Source organism: Paraburkholderia sp. SIMBA_030 (assembly GCF_046535245.1).
Taxonomy (GTDB): Bacteria; Pseudomonadota; Gammaproteobacteria; order Burkholderiales; family Burkholderiaceae; genus Paraburkholderia.
Genome location: NZ_JAWRXB010000005.1, coordinates 84,648 through 102,330, shown reverse-complemented (window position 1 = coordinate 102,330; position 17,683 = coordinate 84,648). Strand labels below are relative to the sequence as shown.

At 59.1% G+C, this 17,683-nt stretch carries 15 protein-coding genes; 9 read left to right on the top strand and 6 right to left on the bottom strand.

The window, feature by feature from the left end; genetic code table 11:
• Nucleotides 1–90: 90 nt before the first annotated feature.
• Nucleotides 91–1,413: an MFS transporter gene (locus SB772_RS09955; RefSeq protein ID WP_410833088.1), complete on the bottom strand. Its 1,323-nt coding sequence runs from the start codon at nt 1,411–1,413 to the stop codon at nt 91–93.
• An 832-nt stretch (nt 1,414–2,245) separates the two neighbouring features.
• Here SB772_RS09955 and SB772_RS09950 point away from each other — a divergent pair.
• The gene (locus SB772_RS09950) at nt 2,246–3,115 is read left to right on the top strand and encodes an IclR family transcriptional regulator (RefSeq protein WP_410833087.1); all 870 of its coding nucleotides are present in this window, start codon (nt 2,246–2,248) and stop codon (nt 3,113–3,115) included.
• Between the two features lie 227 nt (nt 3,116–3,342).
• On the opposite strand, the gene SB772_RS09945 is transcribed toward SB772_RS09950, so the two are convergent.
• The 5 genes from SB772_RS09945 to SB772_RS09925 form a co-directional block, all read right to left on the bottom strand.
• On the bottom strand, nt 3,343–4,131 hold the full coding sequence (locus tag SB772_RS09945) for an SDR family NAD(P)-dependent oxidoreductase (RefSeq protein ID WP_410833086.1): 789 nt from the start codon (nt 4,129–4,131) through the stop codon (nt 3,343–3,345).
• A gap of 223 nt (nt 4,132–4,354) precedes the next feature.
• The gene (locus SB772_RS09940; RefSeq protein ID WP_410833085.1) at nt 4,355–5,254 is read right to left on the bottom strand and encodes an SMP-30/gluconolactonase/LRE family protein; all 900 of its coding nucleotides are present in this window, start codon (nt 5,252–5,254) and stop codon (nt 4,355–4,357) included.
• A gap of 32 nt (nt 5,255–5,286) precedes the next feature.
• Nucleotides 5,287–6,531, bottom strand: a complete 1,245-nt coding sequence (locus SB772_RS09935; RefSeq protein ID WP_410833084.1) for an ABC transporter permease subunit — start codon at nt 6,529–6,531, stop codon at nt 5,287–5,289.
• Nucleotides 6,532–6,537: 6 nt separating this feature from the next.
• Complete coding sequence (locus SB772_RS09930; RefSeq protein ID WP_410833083.1) at nt 6,538–8,091, bottom strand: sugar ABC transporter ATP-binding protein; 1,554 nt, start codon at nt 8,089–8,091, stop codon at nt 6,538–6,540.
• 36 nt (nt 8,092–8,127) lie between these two features.
• Nucleotides 8,128–9,099 carry a sugar ABC transporter substrate-binding protein gene (locus SB772_RS09925; protein ID WP_410833082.1) on the bottom strand — a complete coding sequence of 324 codons (972 nt, stop codon included), beginning with the start codon at nt 9,097–9,099 and terminating at the stop codon, nt 8,128–8,130.
• A 465-nt stretch (nt 9,100–9,564) separates the two neighbouring features.
• On the opposite strand from SB772_RS09925, the gene SB772_RS09920 reads away from it, so the two are divergent.
• From SB772_RS09920 to SB772_RS09885, 8 genes are all read left to right on the top strand, one after another.
• Entirely contained in the window at nt 9,565–10,194 is a 630-nt protein-coding gene (locus SB772_RS09920; RefSeq protein ID WP_410833081.1) for a hypothetical protein, read from the top strand.
• Between the two features lie 61 nt (nt 10,195–10,255).
• Complete coding sequence (locus SB772_RS09915; RefSeq protein ID WP_410833080.1) at nt 10,256–11,308, top strand: WD40/YVTN/BNR-like repeat-containing protein; 1,053 nt, start codon at nt 10,256–10,258, stop codon at nt 11,306–11,308.
• A 46-nt stretch (nt 11,309–11,354) separates the two neighbouring features.
• Nucleotides 11,355–12,056, top strand: a complete 702-nt coding sequence (locus SB772_RS09910) for an aspartate/glutamate racemase family protein (protein WP_410833079.1) — start codon at nt 11,355–11,357, stop codon at nt 12,054–12,056.
• A 73-nt stretch (nt 12,057–12,129) separates the two neighbouring features.
• On the top strand, nt 12,130–12,930 hold the full coding sequence (locus SB772_RS09905) for an SDR family NAD(P)-dependent oxidoreductase (RefSeq protein WP_410833078.1): 801 nt from the start codon (nt 12,130–12,132) through the stop codon (nt 12,928–12,930).
• A gap of 117 nt (nt 12,931–13,047) precedes the next feature.
• A complete protein-coding gene (locus tag SB772_RS09900) occupies nt 13,048–13,866 on the top strand; it encodes an alpha/beta fold hydrolase (RefSeq protein WP_410833077.1) in 819 nt (272 codons plus the stop codon).
• A gap of 165 nt (nt 13,867–14,031) precedes the next feature.
• Nucleotides 14,032–15,522: an aldehyde dehydrogenase family protein gene (locus SB772_RS09895; protein ID WP_410833076.1), complete on the top strand. Its 1,491-nt coding sequence runs from the start codon at nt 14,032–14,034 to the stop codon at nt 15,520–15,522.
• Nucleotides 15,523–15,699: 177 nt separating this feature from the next.
• Entirely contained in the window at nt 15,700–15,936 is a 237-nt protein-coding gene (locus SB772_RS09890; RefSeq protein WP_410833075.1) for a hypothetical protein, read from the top strand.
• A gap of 163 nt (nt 15,937–16,099) precedes the next feature.
• The gene (locus SB772_RS09885) at nt 16,100–17,539 is read left to right on the top strand and encodes an MmgE/PrpD family protein (RefSeq protein WP_410833074.1); all 1,440 of its coding nucleotides are present in this window, start codon (nt 16,100–16,102) and stop codon (nt 17,537–17,539) included.
• Nucleotides 17,540–17,683 lie beyond the last annotated feature (144 nt).

Genomic DNA, 17,683 nt, shown 5'->3' with positions numbered 1-17,683 from the left:
CGATTCTTGAAATTGCGCGACTCCAGAAAACGCACCGCACTCACAAAGGTCCATAGACCTTCAGCCCGGCCGTCAGCCGATACGCTGCCGCTAGCGCGCCTTCTGCAACGCAATCCGATCCGGATCGCCGATCGACGACTCGACGGAGGTGCGCAACCTGACGCCTCTTGTCTCGGGTACGAATTGCGTCGCGATCAGGCACGCTGCAGCGATGAAGGCAAGGTAGAGTCCAGGTGCAAACGGAGTGTCCAGGAGGCGGGATAGATATGCCGCGATGAACGGGCTTGTTCCGCCGAGGATCGCCACGGTGATCTGATAGGAAATGGCGTGCCCCGTCGCCCGGTACTTGGTAGGGAAGAACTCAACCGCGGCCACATAACTGGCACCCCCATTGACGCCCAGGCCGATTCCTATCAGTACCTGTCCGAGAAGCGCACCGGCGAAAGTCCCCGACGCGGCGAAATGAATGGCTGGGTATGCCGTAAGCATCAGCCAGGCCGCCCCCAGCGACATGACGCGCTTCCGACCGATACGGTCGCTCAGAATGCCTGCAAACGGCATGATCGAACAGAGAACAACGACCGAGATAGCATTGGTGATGAGCGCGGTAGTCGGCTCGAGCTTCGCAACCCTTATCAGAAAGGTGTACATGAAGCCAAAAAGGATGTACGCCCCCGCGAAATAGACGGGCATGATCATGAGCAAGCGCAGCATCGCCTTTATACCCCCTGCATGAAAGGCATCACGCAATGGACTACGGCTTTCTTTTGTTCGGATCGCCTGCTTGAACTCTTCCGGCTCGTCAACGTTTCGACGAATCCAGAAACCTACTATGCCGATGACGCCGCCAATCAGAAACGGGATACGCCAGTACCTGCTCTCATATGCCGCCGAGCCTGCGAAAGCCTGGACGGCAATCAGAAGGACAGCGACGATTGCGTTTGGAAGCTGGCCGAATAGCTGCGTGAAACTCACCCATTGGCCGCGGCGGTCGTTCGGTGCCGACTCAACGATGTAGCTCTGGCTACCGGTTGTCTCCCCACCCAATGCGAGCCCCTGGAGGAGACGGCACATGACCAGCATAATCGGCGCGGCCATCCCGATCTCGGCATAAGTAGGGAGCAATCCAATGACCGCGGTGCCCAATGCCATAAGACAGACGGTGATAGCCATCACCTTTACGCGTCCGATTCGGTCAGCCATGGATCCGAATATCAAACCGCCGAGGGGGCGCGCGACAAATGCGACGGCGAAAACCGCGAAGGTACTGAGAAGAGCAGCAGTCCGATCGTTTCCGGGGAAAAAGTGCGACGACAGGATCGGAACAGAAAATCCGAAGACGGCGAAATCATACAGCTCGACGAAGTTTCCTACGGAGCCGGCCATCAGTTTTCGCCAAGGGGGCGTATCCATCTTGTGTCTCCTCCCGATAAGGGCTATCTGCACATCTGCTACGTCAGCCCGAAGGCAAAAGCTGCAACCAGGCATCGAACCGTCGGTGCAGCGCACGTTCCGTGCTTCGCTCAATTGAAGCTCCGGCGTTTGTGTCCTAATAATATGCCGCCATTTGGGATTTTGTTCAACATAGTGTTTGCCCGTACCTTCTCTAGACGACAGAGTGCGTGGGGTAGCTCACGACGTAGACGTAGATAGAGCCGGCAACCGCCAAGGCATGCCCAGTGCCCACTCGGCACAGCTCCTCCGTTCGGACGACCGACGGAACAGGATTCCAGGTGCAAATGTCCATAGTGGGGCGAATACGTGCCCCCTCCGCGCGTTGCCCGCGATGTTAAATTTATGAATCTCACCACGCGAGATTGATTATCACTTATCACCGCGAGCGGGACTCGAGCAGACGCCCGAGCAATGAATCGCTTCCACAACCGGGATTCGGGCCTCAGCGGACGGCGCAGTCCAGCCGAAGCCATGGCAATTGATGCAGTCGCGGCATCGCCGCGGTAAGTTGAACCAAGGCGGTGACGCCCGGGGGACACGCGATCTGCAGCCGGGCCCGACCGAACAATTGCGTCGCTCTAACGATTCGGCTCGGAGGTAGCGTGCGACCACTACAGACAGAACAAAGACGAATGGCTTTGATCATTCGGTGGAGCACCATCTTACTTCTGATTTTCGCGTGCTATGGTAAAATCCCGCTAGGTGAGAATTGCGATTTCGCAGTTCGGTTTCCGTCACATGTCAAAAGCCTGCTTCCTTCGGCATAAAGCAGCTGAGCAATCGGGATATCATGGCAACCATCAAGCGGCTGAATCAGAAAGAACCATCTGCGCCTTCACAAGATGAAGATGCGTCGAGCGACGCCGGCGATGCCGGTGCGTCGAACAGCCTCGCACGGACGGTAGGACTACTCAATCTGTTTACACCCACTGCACCGATCTGGTCGACCGAGGCGCTTATCCAGTCGCACGGAATGTCACGGTCTTCGGGCTACAGGTACATTAAAGCGCTAGCAGATGTTGGTTTGATTGCTGCGGTAGCAAACGGTTACTACATACTCGGGCCGCGTATCGTTGAGCTGGACCGGCAGATTCGCCAATGCGATCCGCTATATATTGCCGGTGGCCCAGTAATGAAAGAGCTGGTAGCAGAGACCGGGCATTCGGCGCTTCTATGCGCGTTATTCAGCGGCTCGGTCCTCTGTGTTCGCGAGGAACTGGTTGCCAACAGTCCGGCGAACCTGTTTACCCGAGGTCAAACGCGACCGCTTTTCCAGGGGGCTGCGTCAAAGATAATTCTTCCGTATTTACGTCCCCACCAGCAGCGAAGTCTGTTCAAGAAGCACGCTCCAACTATCGCGGAAGCGGGGCTTGGAACCGACTGGGCGGGCTTCCGCACTAATCTTGCGAAGATGAAGTCAGACGGTTATGTAATGACCTTCGGCGAATTCAATCCGGCAGTGATTGGCATTTCCGCGCCGGTCTTCAACCGGGACGGGCACATCCTGGGAAGCATTGGCATTGCCGGCGCGGAAGACCGTTTCAACCGCGCAGAGAAAGAGCGATGTGTGGCCGCTGTAATCCGGGCTGGCGAACAGGTGAGCGATCGCATCGAAGTGATTAGCGTCGGTGCGGATCGGCCGGCGCGTGCGGTCGGTTAGCAGGGTTGCGTACCGCTACTTCATCTGTGTACACGAAGCAACGACCGTCGGGCCCGCACCGCTGCCAATCCATGCCATTTCCAACGCTGCTTTTCTATGCTTCGCTCGCCTCCACGGCTTGATGCGGACGGCAGCGACTGCTCAGACCAGGCCGCGCTTTGTTGCAAATGGGGGCGGTTCTGATTGCCTTGGACAAATCAGAACCGCACGCGGACGAACTTTTCGGCTTACCAGGCCGTCCAGCCACCATCGACGGGGACTACAGAACCCGTCATGAAAGACGCGTCTGCGCTAAGCACAAACACGATCGCTTTCGCTAGCTCAGCGGGGTCCGCATAGCGCTTTTGCAACTGCTCGCCCGCGCGTACCTCGAGTGCCGCTTCGCGGCTAGGAAATTGTGCGAAATCCTCTGCTGCCATCGGGGTGTCGACCCCTCCCGGACAGACGGCATTCACACGAATGGACGGCGCAAAATCAACCGCCATTCCACGCGTAAGGCCCAGCACCGCGGCTTTGGAAGCGCAATATACGGCGAGTCCCGGGATAGCAACCAGTCCTCCGACCGAGGCGATGTTCACTATCGATCCCCGGTTCAACTTTCGCATTTCCGGCACCACGCGTTTCGCGGTGAGCAAATACGACCAGGTGTTGATATGCAGGATTCTGTCGAAATCTTCCTGGGTGTGGTCGAGGACTGGTTTTGCCATCACAATGCCGGCATTATTCACAAGGCCGTCGATGTGTCCAAACGCAGATAGCACCTCCGTCGCAAGGCTGTCTATCGTCTGTGGGTTGACTATATCGCCGGGGATAGCGATTACTTCGCCCCCTTCAGCTTTTACCATTTCGGCAGTCTCGGCCAAAAGGTCGCCATTCAGATCTGTTATCCCGACACGGGACCCCGCGGCAGCCAGCGTTAATGCCGTTGCTCGACCAATGCCACCGGCCGCTCCGGTGACGATAGTCACCTGGTCCTTTAGGGACGTAAATCGTTTAAGGTCGATACCCGTACTCATAATTACTACCTCCGGAATGACAATCTCGTCATAGTGGTCTGGCTAAACTTTCTTAACTCTTCTTGCTGATGAAACTGGGGGCTCGCCTCGTCCTGCACGCCTTCCGCGGGTGCAGCGCTGAACTGGCACGCCTGGTCCCGCAGAGCCCGCTATGTATACGTGCCTGGCGCTCGCAGGCTCTACCCGCGCTTCCGGGGCAGAGAGGCCTGAAGGTCGTAGCCTGTCAGCCCTCGCCGCTACCGTGGGACACATCTTTAGGAGCGACGGAGCAACCTGGCGTGTCAACGCTTACAGTGAAGATCGCACCCAAACGCTTGCCTGCTTCCAGATCCTCATCGGTTCCGACGTATGCACAGCAGAACAGCGTCCTCCCGTCCGAGCCGCCGAGCTGGCAGGCACTCACGTGTCGGCCGCACAATGCACGGTCAGTAACGTCACCGCCTTCCAGCACGCGAATGACCTCTCCCGTGTTGTAGCTCGCTACCCAGATACCATCGGCCGTGTCCGCACAAATCCCGTCCGGTTGCCGATTGCCGAGATCCGCGAAGAGCCGCGGCTTCGACAGGCTCCCGTCGGGCGCGCGATTGAATGCGGTCAGTCTGCATGCCCAGGTCTCGGCGACGACGAGCGTGCGACCGCCGCTGATAATCGCCATCCCGTTTGGAAATTCGAGCCCACTTGCCGCAACCCGTATGGCTCCGTCGGGTTCGACCATATGCACATTCGTTAGCGCTTTAGGTGCGCCGCCGTGAAAGTCATACCCGAAATTGCCCACGTAGATCCGACCTTCGTCGTCGACCAGCATATCGTTGAGATCGCCACTGGCAAGCTCACTGAAGTCGGCGTGCACCGACAGCTCGGCATCGAGCAACCGCATGATCTTTCGATCCTGCATCGAGGCCACAATTGCGGATCCGTCGCGAAGAAAGCCAATGCCCGACGGTCGATGAGGCACTTCGCATTCAAGCGTCCGACTTCCATCTGGATGAAGCGTAAAGAGCTTTTTGTCGAATACGTCGGAAACCCAGAGGCGATCGTTATGCCAACGCGGCCCCTCCAGGAAAATGAAGTCTTCTGCCCAGAGCGTTGGCTGATGTTCTCTGGGCGCATTAATGGTCAGCATCCCTTTCTCTCCTGGTTGACGGCGCTAGCCGCTTAGACCTTGCGACGTCGTGACCCGCCGACGGTGTAGATTGCGGCTGCCGCGACCACTACGGTTCCCTCGAGGACGCCCTGGTAGTTAACGCCGAGGTTCAGGATGTTGAATCCGTTGGTAAGTGTGAACAACAGCAGTGCACCCGCCACTGTCTTGCAGACGCTTCCTGCACCGCCGAACAGGGATGTTCCCCCGAGGATCGCCGACGCGATCACAGTTAATTCTGCGCCACTCAGTGCCGCTGCATTGACCGAGCGAAGGCGGCTCGCGAACAGGATGCCAGCGAAACCCGCCGCCGCGCTGCAAAGGACGAAAGCAGCCATCTTGTAGCGCAACACGTTGATCCCGGAAAGCCGGGCAGCTTCGGCATTCCCACCGACCGCGTAAAGCCGCCTTCCGGTAATCGTGAATGTAAGGACAAACCAGACGAGACCAGCGAACGTCAGCATGTAGACAGCGATCTTTGGTAGCGCCAACTCCGGTCCGCCGAACCACGCGAGAGCCCACAGGCAGACAGCACCCAGTGCCATACCCACGGTGGCCGGAGGAAGTCCACGGTCAGCACGTCGCGCGCGCATCGCCACGTAGATACTAGCGATAGCCAAGCCCACGCCAATCACAACAAATGCCGAAGCGACTGGCAAGCGTCCGGACTCCAACGCTCGCATCGCGTCAAGCGTCTGCGGACTATCGACCGAAAGCGATCTGCCATCCGTCACGATGAGGACGACACCGCGCAAAGCAGTCATCGTCCCAAGCGTCACGATAAACGCGTTAATTCCCAGCAACTGCACGATGGCGCCGTTCAGAAAGCCAGCCGCAATTGCAACCAGCATCGCAACGGCGCAAGCAGGGACAAATCCAATCGAGTCGGCGAGTGCGACCATGACCGCTGCCGAAAGCGCAGCGACCGAGGCCACCGAAAGATCGAAATTCCCGGAAATGAGGATGACCGTCATCGCCACGGCAATGATCGCCGTCAGAGACGATTGCTGCAGAACATTCGCTATATTCTGGATACTCAGATAGTTGACGCTACCGGTATATGCGGCGGCGACCGAAATCAGGGCGACGACCAGTGCGAGCGCGTAATACACGCCCATTTCCCGAAGCCCCAAGACCCGCCGCCAGTCGGTGTGCGGCTTGCGCAGGCTCGGATGCGCATGATCAAATGGAACGGCCTTGGACATAGGATCCACCTCGATTTGTGACGGTACGGAAGGATGACGGAATATTTTTGTCACGATTATTCACTCTTGAATCGGGCGCGCCCCGGCTGTCGCGGCGTTCGGATTAAGGGCACTCTGGCCACCAGCCAGAAGAATCAGTTCGTGCTCGGATGTTTCGTGACCTACACGCTCGGCGATACACTGCCCGTCGCGTAACACCATGATCCGGTCGGCTACGGCCAGCAGTTCTTCGAACTCGGACGAGACGACTACGATGACCATTCCAGCGGCCGAAAGATCTCGCACAAGTCTCAGGACATCAGTTTTCGCACCAATGTCGATGCCAGCCGTGGGTTCGTCGAGCAGCAGGACCTTCGCATCGCTGAACAACCACTTGGCAATGGTCACCTTCTGGGCGTTGCCTCCACTCAGTTCCGTGACGAGAACATCGGGGGATTGGGCCTTGATCTTCAACCGGTCTATTGCCTCGGTCGCGCGCTCGATTTCGCGTCTGCGCAAAGGTAGCCAGTGCCCCGAGGACACGCCGTCCAAAGCAGGAAGCGTTGTGTTGCGCCAGATCTCGAACCCAGGAATAAGTCCCTGATCCATCCGGTCTTCCGGAACCAATGCAATTCCTGCCTTGACCGCCGCCGGGGTCGAGCGAGGAATCGCGCGCCCACCAACGAGTACCTCTCCGGTTGCATCCCGGTCCGCGCGGAAGATCGCATGCAACAGTTCACTTCGGCCGGAACCCAGCAGGCCCGCCACACCAAGCACCTCGCCTGCCTTCAGCTTCAGGGACAAAGGTGCAAGCTTGCCAGGAGATGCGAGGTTGCGAAGCTCTAGCACGACCGGCGCGGTGTCAGGCAACTGCCTCGGTTCCGCGCGCACCATCGCGACAATCTGCCGGCCAACAATGGCCTCCGCGATTCGTGCTTCGTCGAGATCGCTAGTGTCGGCCCGCATGACGGCCTGGCCGTCTCGCAGAATGGTCACGCAATCCGTGAGTGCGACGACCTCGTCGAGGAAGTGCGAGACAAAAACGATTGCCTTGTGCTCAACCTTCGAGAGTCGGCGCACCGTCCGATAGACCACTTCGCGCTCCTCAGTCGCGAGAGAAGCCGTCGGTTCGTCCATCACGATCAGTTCGGCGCCCGTTCCCAAAGCCTGGAAGATCGCAACCATCTGCCGCTGGCCGATGGACAGGTCACTGACCAGTGCATCAGCATCGAGCCAGTAGCCAACCCGACTGCACAACTCTTCGAGTTTTCGACGCGAATCATCGGAGCGGCGCCAGCCTCTTTCTGCGTCCAAGAACACGTTTTCCAACACCGACAGCGTCGGAACAACAGGAATGTGCTGGTGGATCGTCGCCACCCCCATCGCCTTCACCTCTTTCGGGCTCGTCCAGTGGACAGGCTTGTTTTTCCAGAAGATCTGCCCACCAGTGGCAGAAAAGGAACCCGAGAGGATCTTGATCAGGGTGGACTTACCGGCACCGTTCGCCCCGAGCAGACCGTGAACCTTGCCCCGCTCTATGCTCAGGTCCACCCCACGCAGCGCTATCGTGCCGTTCGGAAAAGTCTTGGCCACCTGCTCGAGCCGCATGAGCGGGGCTTCGTTCGTCGTAGTCATCGCGTCTCCCAATGGACCTGTGTACCAGCTAACGCCTTAAAACTGAGGCTTGCACTGGGAGAGGTTGTCCTTTGTCACGACAATCTGTTTGTAGGTGATGAGCTGAGCCTTCGGCGTGTTTTTGTTTGTCGCCGCGGTGTAGAGCGCCTTGGCCGACAGGCGTCCTATCGTCTCCGGTTCCGAGCACACCGCCCCCGCCATTTCGCCCACCTTGATGGCGTCAATGCCGCGTCGGGAGCCGCCATCCGCAGTGACGACCTTGGCGTGCGAACCAACCGCACGAACTGCACGGCTACAGCCAAGACCTAAGTCGTCGTACTGACCGAAGAACAGGTCAATGTCGGGATGGGCGGTGAGAATGTTCTGGCAGACGGCTTCGCCTTTCTCGGCAGTCCAGTCCGTGGGCTGTGCCGCGACGATTTCATACTTTGCGCCCATTTTGGCCAGGCCTTGCTTGAAGCCCTGAGTACGCTGCTTGACCGCCGCTACGCCAGCAGTACCTTCCACGATGCCGATCTTGGCGGTGCGACCCTTTGGGAGCAGCGTCGCTGCCATCTCGCCGACCAGCTCACCGCTTTCGACATCATCGCGGGTGACGAGCGCGGTGAGCTTCGGGTAGACCTGTTTCAACGGGACCTTGTCGGGGTCCCCTACCTGAACACCCACCGATACAAAAGGAATGTTGCTCTCGGCAGCGCGGTCGACCCAGGTCTTCGCTACCACGGAGTCGAGCAGGATCGAGCCGATACCATCGACCTTCTGCGAGATCAGGTCGTCAATCGCGTTGCCCTGCTGTTCGACACTACCCTTTCCATCCAGCACGATCGTTTTTGCACCAAGCGTCTTCGCCTCTTCCTGGAAGCCCTTAACCGCAGCCGCATTGAACGGATACTGCATGTTGGCGGCCACGATGCCGAGTGTGATGTCCTTGGCCGTCGCTGCAGAGGCAAGAAGAGAAATCGCGACCGCAATGCTGGCCATGCCTACCTTCGTGTATGTGCTTTTCACTGCCGTCTCCTTCGATGTTTTTGAGGGCCAGGAATAAAAACGAAGGTGCGCACCTTATTGCCAAGTCAGTGCACCCACAGCATCCGGGCCTGAAAATTACGTTGTGCGATGCAGCACGCGCCGCAGCAATGTCTATCGGTACGGGACCTGGCCTAGTTGCGAAAACAAATCCCGTATGGCGAGAGTTTATACACAGTCGGTCACATTGCAACTAAGGGTTGTTACCCGGTCGGCCTCCGATCTTGCCGGTCGGCAACTGCGCGAGCCGCCGATTCGCCGACCGGGACTGGACTGGCTCGACTCAGGCCCCCGCAGGATAGGCGCTTCGAGGTCCAGGAGCGTCGAATGCTGAGCCACCGTTGAGCGCCCACAGGCGGCGGCCCCGTCGGGGGAACTTTCCGATTGCACACGATCCGATTCTATGTAGAATGTCACTATTCGAGATTCTTTACGTAGGTGCAGACGATGTCACTGCTGAGCCAAGGGCTGCTTTTGACGATGATGGACGCGCCGGAAGGTCAGGACGCTGAGTTCAACGAGTGGGCCAATCGGGAGCACATTCCGGAACGAAAGGAGATCGCTGGATTTCGGAGCGCGTTGCGATTTGAAAACACGCAGTCGTCGCCGCGTTATCTGGCGATTTATGACCTCGACGACCTTTCGGTCCTGAAAAGCTCTGCCTATCTGGCGATCGCCGGTGAAAACCTTTCGCCATGGTCCAAGCGCATCCTTGCCGGCGTGAGTTCGCACTGGCGATTCGCCGGCTCGCGGATCACATCCCTGCCCGACGGTGCCCCGACCGGGTCAAAGGGGCCAGTGGCCGAATTGCTGCTCATGGTCTGGCGCGGCGTACCGGAAAAATGCGACGGGGCGGTTGGTGCCCTTCTGGACGCGCAGGTGGGCAGGCTGCCCGGCATGGTGCGGGCTCGCGCATTCGTTGCTGAAAACGAATCGCGGTTTGATTACGTTGCCCTCGTTGAGTCGAGCGAGGCGTTCCCGGCACCCGCCCCCACTGATCCGGAGCGTTATTCCATCGGGTCGCGACCCTGTGGTCTGGTACGCGTCTTTTCTCCTTTGCCCGCGACCGGAACATGACCCTCCTGGGCAGTACGACAGGATATGTTTGCTCCGAACGCCACCCAACTCTCTAACGACCATGAATGACGACCTTCAAATCTATGCAGGAACCGCCGGACACTCCGTATGGTTTAGCGACGACCTCGGGTTGAACTGGGTCCATCCCAATAGTCAGTCAGGGATGTATCTGGAGACAAGAGTCTGGGCAATGACCAGCCATTCGGCGCTCCCGGAATGTCTGTTCGCAGGCACCGATGATGGCATCTACCGCTGGAATGAAGGCCCAGCGCGCTGGACAAAGTTGCCATCCCCGATGACCGACGTCTGGGCGATCACGCAGGATCCCGCCGATCCGCTGACGCTGCTCGCCGGCACCCGCCCCGCTGCGCTCTATCGAAGCCAGGACGGCGGGGGGACCTGGGAGGAGCTTGCCGTCCCAGGCATCTCGAAATTCTCCGAGGTGAACATGGGCCCGACCCGCGTGACGCAGATCCTCTTCGATCCTGTCGGCAAGGACACGGTGTGGGCAACGATCGAGATCGGAGGAATCTATCGTAGTGACGACCGCGGGAGGTCGTGGACGATGGTGAGCGATGGTCTGGTTTCTAACGACGTCCACGGGATCGCGGTGACCCGTGATAGCCACGGGCACAAACGCATGCTGGCGTCGACGAATCGCGGCTTACATACTAGCGGGGACAACGGTCAAACCTGGCATTTCCAGTCGCTCGACTCGCCATGGCAATACACCCGGGCCGTGATTGTTCGACCGGACGATCCCTCGGTCGTCTTTCTGGCTAACGGCAACGGTCCTCCAGGCGACCAGGGGCGGCTGCTGCGCAGTATGGACGGCGGCGATACCTGGGCGGATGTGCATCTTCCCGGCTCGCTCAACAGCACCACCTGGTGCGTTGCAATGCATGAGTCGCAGCCTTCGCTCATATTTGCCTGTACAAATCTTGGCCAGGTGTTCCGAAGTCTGGACGGCGGAGACTCCTGGGTCCGTGTGCCGCACGAATTCGGCGAAATCCGCTCGCTGCATTGGCGCCCCCTTCCCCCGGGCACCCGTCAGGCCGAACATTCGGTTACGCGGCCCGCTACAAAGATCCACGTTGAGGCGCAAGTGCCGTAGGCGATTTCCGCGAAGCCATCCTGGCGAAGTAGCAGAGGAGCATCTAGTGAATATCACAGCAAAGGGTCTGCGCGTAGGCGTGATGATCCCCGAAAACAACACGACGGTGGAACGCGAATTACCATCCTGGTTGCCAGCAGGATCGACGCTCGAACTGGTGCGAATTCCACGCGGAAAAGGGTTGCTGACGCCAGAAACGTTGCCAGCCTATAAAGCAAACGCGCTTGCACTGGCGCGGCAATTCGCTTCGGACCACATTGACGTAGTCGCGTACGGATGTACGGCTGCGGGTTTTATCCTCGGACCCGACGGTGACCGTGAGTTGACGGCGGATCTGGAACGGATCACGGTCAAGCCGGTTGCAACCATTGCGCAATCAATGATCTCTGCGCTCCTGGAACAGCAAGCCCATAGGATCGCTCTCGTTACTCCCTACTCGGAGGCAGTCAATGAGCAGCTCCGGCTGTTCATCGCTAGTGTAGGTATCGAGGTCGGCGCATTCGACAGTTTCTATGCGCCGAACGTCGAGGAGCTGGGTCGGATCACTGCCGATGACGTTGCCGCCCTCGCACGCAAGACGATGGACGTTAGCTGCGACGCAATGTTTATCGCCTGCGCACAGTTGCCGACCTTCTCGATTCTTGAAGAGTTGAGCGGCGAGTTCGATCGGCCGGTACTGTCGTCCATCCAGTCGTTAGCGGATCAGATAGGCGCTCTCGCTCGGGTCGGGATGCGAACGACGGTATAGCGTGCTGCGACGTGAGATTGCACCGCAGAACGGGCCAGCCGTGCAGGGCCGATTTTATTAAAGGAGACATCACATGCGTTTCAAAGATCAGGTTGTCGTTGTCACGGGCGCAGCTAGCGGCATTGGCCTGGCTACCGCCAGGGCATTTGCCCGCGAGGGTGCACAGCTTGTCATCACCGACGTCGCTCCGGAGTCAGTTTCGGCAACCGTAAAAGACCTGGAGTCCGAAGGCGGCCGCGTGCTGGGATTGACCGGTGACGTGAGCGACCCGGCGACAGTAAATGAACACGTTGACGCCGCGTTGCAGGCCTTTGGCCGGATCGATGTCCTCGTAAACAATGCCGGCATCATCCGTCGAGGCCCGACAGCGCAGGTATCAGTCGAGGATTGGCGCCGGGTGATCGCGATCAACCTTGACGGGACCTTCTTCTGGGCGCAGGCGGTGGCGTCCCGTTCAATGATTCCTCGCCGCGCGGGCGCGATCGTCAATATCGCATCGATCGGCGGTCTCGTGGGTTTCCCGAATGCGGCGTCGTACACGGCGTCGAAGCACGCCGTCGTCGGCCTGACAAAAGCACTCGCCGTAGACTGGGGTCAGTACAACATCCGGGTGAATGCCGTTTGTCCGGGAATGACGTGGAGCAACCTGTCCAAGGCCGACGTTGCGAAAAATCCGCAGCACTATGCCGTGCGTGAACCACGAATCCCGCTGGGTCACGCTGCGCAGCCTGAGGAACAGGCTAATGCGGTCCTGTTCCTGGCCTCTCCAGATGCAAGCCACGTTCATGGCCTGATCATGAACATCGACGGCGGACAGGTGGCACTGTCCTCCGGCCACAGCGCGCCACGCGATGATGCTGCAGTACCGCGATGACGACGGTTGTCAGGTTCCCGCCCGCATGAGATCGATAGCGAGCAGCGCCGGACATCGGTCACGCTCACGTCTGTTCACGATTACCAGGGCCGCCGCATTTCGTGCGCGGTACATCACATGACGCTTCACACATCAGTTCCATCCCGCCATTCCAATCCCCGATGGGCGCTACTCAAAAACGCGTCTATACGGTACACCTTTGCCGGCAATGAGGGGCGCCCCCTGCTGCTGCTCCACGAGATGGGTGGTTCACTTGAGAGCTGGGACCCTGTGCTCGAACTGATGGCGGCCGACCGGCGAATTATCCGGTGCGACGTACGCGGCTCGGGAGGATCCGAAAAGATCCGCGCGCCGGTGTCCCTCGCGCAGCTCGCAGACGACATTGTCTCCCTGTTGGACCACATTTCGGTGACCGACGCAGTAGACGTCGCCGGGGTAGCGATCGGCGGATGTCTTGGACTCACGCTCGCCGCGCGATACCCGAAGCGCATCCACCGCCTCGCCGCCATCAATCCCCCGACGGACGCCACCGGTCGCAGCGGAGAGGTTTTGCGTGAGCGCGCCGCGCTAGCCGACGCACACGGTATGCGCGGCGTCGTCGAATCCGCGCTTGGACGCTCATATCCTGATTTTCTCCGTACGGACGAGCATGCCTATCAGGCGTACGTCGCACGGTTTCTTTGCAACGATCCAACCAGCTACGCGCACATTCTGCGCGCCCTGACGAACGTCGATTTTGAAGGTGTGCTGGAAACAATTACATGTCCCACGACGTTCATTTCCGGCCGCCATGACCTGGTTCGGCGCTCCGAAGATATTGAAGAAATCGCCAAACGTGTCAAGGGCGCCAGTTTTCTGCAAATTGAGGGTGGCCACATTCCCTCGGTGCAGGCGCCTGAATCTCTCGCGAATGCACTGGAGGCGTTCTTTGACTGATGGACAGCGAGTCGCCGAAGCCGCCAGCGAATTATTGAGGTGTGGCGACTGAAGCGCTACCCCGCCAGGAATACCCGCCCGGGCACTGCATTAATTTGCTGACCAGGGGCCCTTCCTCGGCAGGAGATGATTCCCTAACTTTATCAACGATATTCGAGGCATTTCATGGACGCGACGCAGAAGATTGATATCCCCCGCACTGATTTCATCGGTGGATCGAAGCGACTGCTGATCGGTGGCAAATGGCGGTCGGCTGCATCGGGGAAAGAATTCGACACGGTAAACCCGGCGACGGGCGAGGTCATTGCCCGTCTCGCCGAAGGCGACAAGACTGACATTGACGAAGCCGTCGCAGCGGCGCGGCGGGCTTTCGAAGGCGACTGGAGCCGATGGACGCCATACGAGCGACAACGCCTTCTGTTACGCGTGCACGATGTGATCGAGAAGAATTTCGATGAGCTTGCGCTACTCGAAACTCTCGACATGGGTGCACCGCTCTCGCGAACCAAGGCGCTTAAAGCGTTCGTCTCACAAGCAATTCTGTTCTACGCGTCGCAGACGCGCGCTGCCAGTACCGAGGCGGCACCCACCTCCTTCGCCGGCCAGTTCACTGCGCTCAAGATCAAGGCGCCTGTTGGTGTAGTCGGCGGCATCATTCCCTGGAATGCGCCTCTCGTTAGTCAGTGGTGGATATTGGGGCCGACGCTCGCTACCGGCTGCACCGCGGTGTTGAAACCCGCTGAGGACGCGTCTCTGACCGCACTCCGCGTGGCGGAACTGCTGCTGGAAGCCGGGGTGCCGGATGGCGTCATCAACGTCGTGACCGGCTTCGGCTATGGCGCGGGCGCCGCATTGGCAGCGCACCCGGACGTGGACCGCGTCGCCTTCACGGGCTCGACCGAAACCGGCAGAAAAATCGTGGAGGCCTCCGCCGGCAACATGAAACGCGTTCAGCTTGAACTCGGCGGTAAATCACCGGACATCGTGTTCGCCGACGCCGATCTTGATATTGCAGTGCCCGGCGCAGCGATGGCCGTCTATGGCAACAGTGGACAGATCTGCACGGCCGGAACGCGTCTGCTCGTTCAGCGAAGCATCCAGGAAGAATTCGTCTCGAGACTTGAGGAATTCAGCCAGACGCTGCGGGTCGGCAACGGGCTGGATCCGCTGGTGAACCTTGGTCCACTTGTTTCGCGCAAGCAGCTCGACCGCGTGCTGTCGTATATTGACATTGGCGGCCAGGAAGGGGCATCGCTAGCGAGCGGCGGCAAGCGTCTCACTGGAGAACTGGAAGCCGGCTACTTTGTCGAGCCGACGATTTTTTCAGGCGTGAACAACGACATGAGAATCGCCCGGGAAGAAATCTTTGGCCCGGTTATTTCCGTGATTCCGTTCGATGATGCCAACGACGCTATCAAGATCGCGAACGACACCACCTACGGCCTCGCAGGTGGCGTCTGGACAAAAAGCCTTTCCACGGCTCACCAGATGTCGCAACGGATCAAGGCCGGAACAATCTGGGTCAACTGCTATGGCGCGCTGGACCCCGGGATTGGGTTCGGAGGTTATAAGATGAGTGGCTATGGCTGGAAAGGCGGCCCTGAGCACGTCGACGGATTCCTGTACGAAAAGGTCGTCTACATGAACATCGGATAGCCGAATGAGCCAGTCAGAAACCTGTTGATCGCGGCAGCCTGAAATGCCCAGCGCGAATCGCCCGGCTGGATGCCGTGCCTGGTGATTCGCTTAGCCGCCGAGTATCCAGTGGCCCATACCCCTGCGACGCCGGAATCGAAGCAGAACTCACAACAGGCTAGACCCAGAAAGGGCAGGATGGAGGAGAGCAACGTGTCGCAAGCCCACGAAGTTATCCGTGCCGGCACTCTCACAGATGCCGACCGTCAGGTACTTGGGGAAGCGCTGGCAGCGCTTCTTCGCGAGCGGTCAAGCGCCCTGCGCATCGCAGCAAAAATAGCCGATGCGGCGGGCGAACGCATTCCGAACGTCGGCGATTTCGGGCTACCCGACATTCTGCGGCTCAGTCGTGCGCTGTCGTTGCGGGAGCTGTGATGCAGCGCGCAACAGCCAATAGAGATTCCCACCCGGAATGGATCTCAACACGATGCGGCTCAGTTCATCGTGGTGGGATATTGGTCCAGCCGGAAAAACAGAAAACGAAGCCCCGCGAGACCGGTGATCTAGCCGCCGCCCCAAATGGCCATTAACAGCATACATGCGCAAACCGTTGCTGCATTCCCTAGAACCCATCAGCGCTTTAAACAAAATGACTACGCCCACTTTCCACGACCTTGGCTTCGACCTTGCAAGATACGCCGTTGACGCGCGGTACGAGAGCATTCCTGCCGATGCGGTTGATGCCGCAAAAAAATCCGTACTGGATCTGATCGGCGTGACGCTTGCGGCGAGCGGGGTCGAGCCGGTCGCTCGTGCGGTCATCGACGTAGTGCGGGAAAACGGTGGGCGCCCCGAGTGCTCTGTGCTGGGTTTCACGGATCGCGTCCCCGCCGCGTGGGCAGCGTTTGCAAATGGCGCCATGGCACACTGCCTGGATTTCGACGATCTCACCCCTTGGGGAGCCCATGCGACGAGCTCCATTCTTCCGGCCGCTATGGCGATTGCCGAGCGCAAAGGAGGAGTTTCAGGGCGGGATATGATTGCGGCAATCGCTATCGGGCAGGACATATTCGCTCGAATGCGCTGCAGCATTGACTGGCGTAAAGACTGGAACCTCTCGACGGTACTGGGCGTATTTGCAGCGACGGCCGCTGCTGGACACCTTCTTCGACTGTCGCATGCCCAGATGGCGAACGCGTTGGGTCTCGCGTCCATGCAATCGGGAGGAACAATGGATGTCGTTTATGGGACCGGCGGAGATCTTCGTTGCATCTACGCAGGCTTTTCGGCAAAAGCGGCGGTCGTCGCGGCTCAGCTTGCCGAGAAGGGCATCGTTGGGACCACCACGGCGTTCGAAGGAGAATACGGTTTTTTTAAGACCTATTTTGGCGGCAGATACAATCGAGAAGCGCTGCTGCGAGGGCTTGGCAGCGACTTTATGGGAAGCACCACTCTATACAAGCCGTGGCCAGCTGTCGGCCCGTCCCATAGTCATATCTACGCCACGATTCAATTAATGACGGCCCACGACTTGAGTCCCGACGACATCGAGGAACTTCGCGTTCACGTGGGCGACTATCACGAGATCATGTGCAGCCCGATCGACTCGCGGCGCGCGCCGGGAACGCTCGTAGACGCAAAGTTTAGCCTGCCGTTCCTCGTAGCAGTAGCAGCCGTTCGCCGTAACGTGGCGATCTCTGACTTTACCGGCAATGCATTGCAAGATCCTGAGGTGCTCGCAGTCTCAAGGAAGGTCGTTCCGGTTGCGGACTCAGCGTTCGACTGGAAAATGGAACTGCCGCTCGGGAAAGTCGAGATCGTTACGCGCGATGGTCGCACGTTCAGTCAGGTCGGTACCGCGGTGCCTGGTAGCTCGGATGCTCCGATGTCGTGGGACGACCTGTCGCGGAAATTCGGCAACTGCGCGGCTGTCGCCGCAAGGCCTCCGTCTATCGACCGCGTGACTAAGCTGCAAAACCTGGTCCGCGAACTCGAGTCTGTCGACGACGTTACTGAGATCCTTCGGCTGCTAAATTGAGGGTGACGCCGCCCGAGCGTCGGTTCGGGCGGCTTCGGATTGTGCGGTCGTTTTACAGAAGGAGCAGGCCAGACGGGGCCGCTCGCGGTGCGTGCGAAAATGATCCTGTGGGCAGCCAAGCCTTCGACACCTGCGCAAGCCACG

Bases quoted from the DNA above. Each gene is read 5' to 3' on its own strand.
- SB772_RS09955 (WP_410833088.1), bottom strand. From the start codon at position 1,413: ATGGATACGCCCCCTTGGCGAAAACTGATGGCCGGCTCCGTAGGAAAC.
- SB772_RS09920 (WP_410833081.1), top strand. From the start codon at position 9,565: ATGTCACTGCTGAGCCAAGGGCTGCTTTTGACGATGATGGACGCGCCG.
- SB772_RS09950 (WP_410833087.1), top strand. From the start codon at position 2,246: ATGGCAACCATCAAGCGGCTGAATCAGAAAGAACCATCTGCGCCTTCA.
- SB772_RS09905 (WP_410833078.1), top strand. From the start codon at position 12,130: ATGCGTTTCAAAGATCAGGTTGTCGTTGTCACGGGCGCAGCTAGCGGC.
- SB772_RS09930 (WP_410833083.1), bottom strand. From the start codon at position 8,091: ATGACTACGACGAACGAAGCCCCGCTCATGCGGCTCGAGCAGGTGGCC.
- SB772_RS09915 (WP_410833080.1), top strand. From the start codon at position 10,256: ATGAATGACGACCTTCAAATCTATGCAGGAACCGCCGGACACTCCGTA.
- SB772_RS09885 (WP_410833074.1), top strand. From the start codon at position 16,100: ATGCGCAAACCGTTGCTGCATTCCCTAGAACCCATCAGCGCTTTAAAC.
- SB772_RS09900 (WP_410833077.1), top strand. From the start codon at position 13,048: ATGACGCTTCACACATCAGTTCCATCCCGCCATTCCAATCCCCGATGG.
- SB772_RS09895 (WP_410833076.1), top strand. From the start codon at position 14,032: ATGGACGCGACGCAGAAGATTGATATCCCCCGCACTGATTTCATCGGT.
- SB772_RS09940 (WP_410833085.1), bottom strand. From the start codon at position 5,254: ATGCTGACCATTAATGCGCCCAGAGAACATCAGCCAACGCTCTGGGCA.
- SB772_RS09945 (WP_410833086.1), bottom strand. From the start codon at position 4,131: ATGAGTACGGGTATCGACCTTAAACGATTTACGTCCCTAAAGGACCAG.
- SB772_RS09890 (WP_410833075.1), top strand. From the start codon at position 15,700: ATGGAGGAGAGCAACGTGTCGCAAGCCCACGAAGTTATCCGTGCCGGC.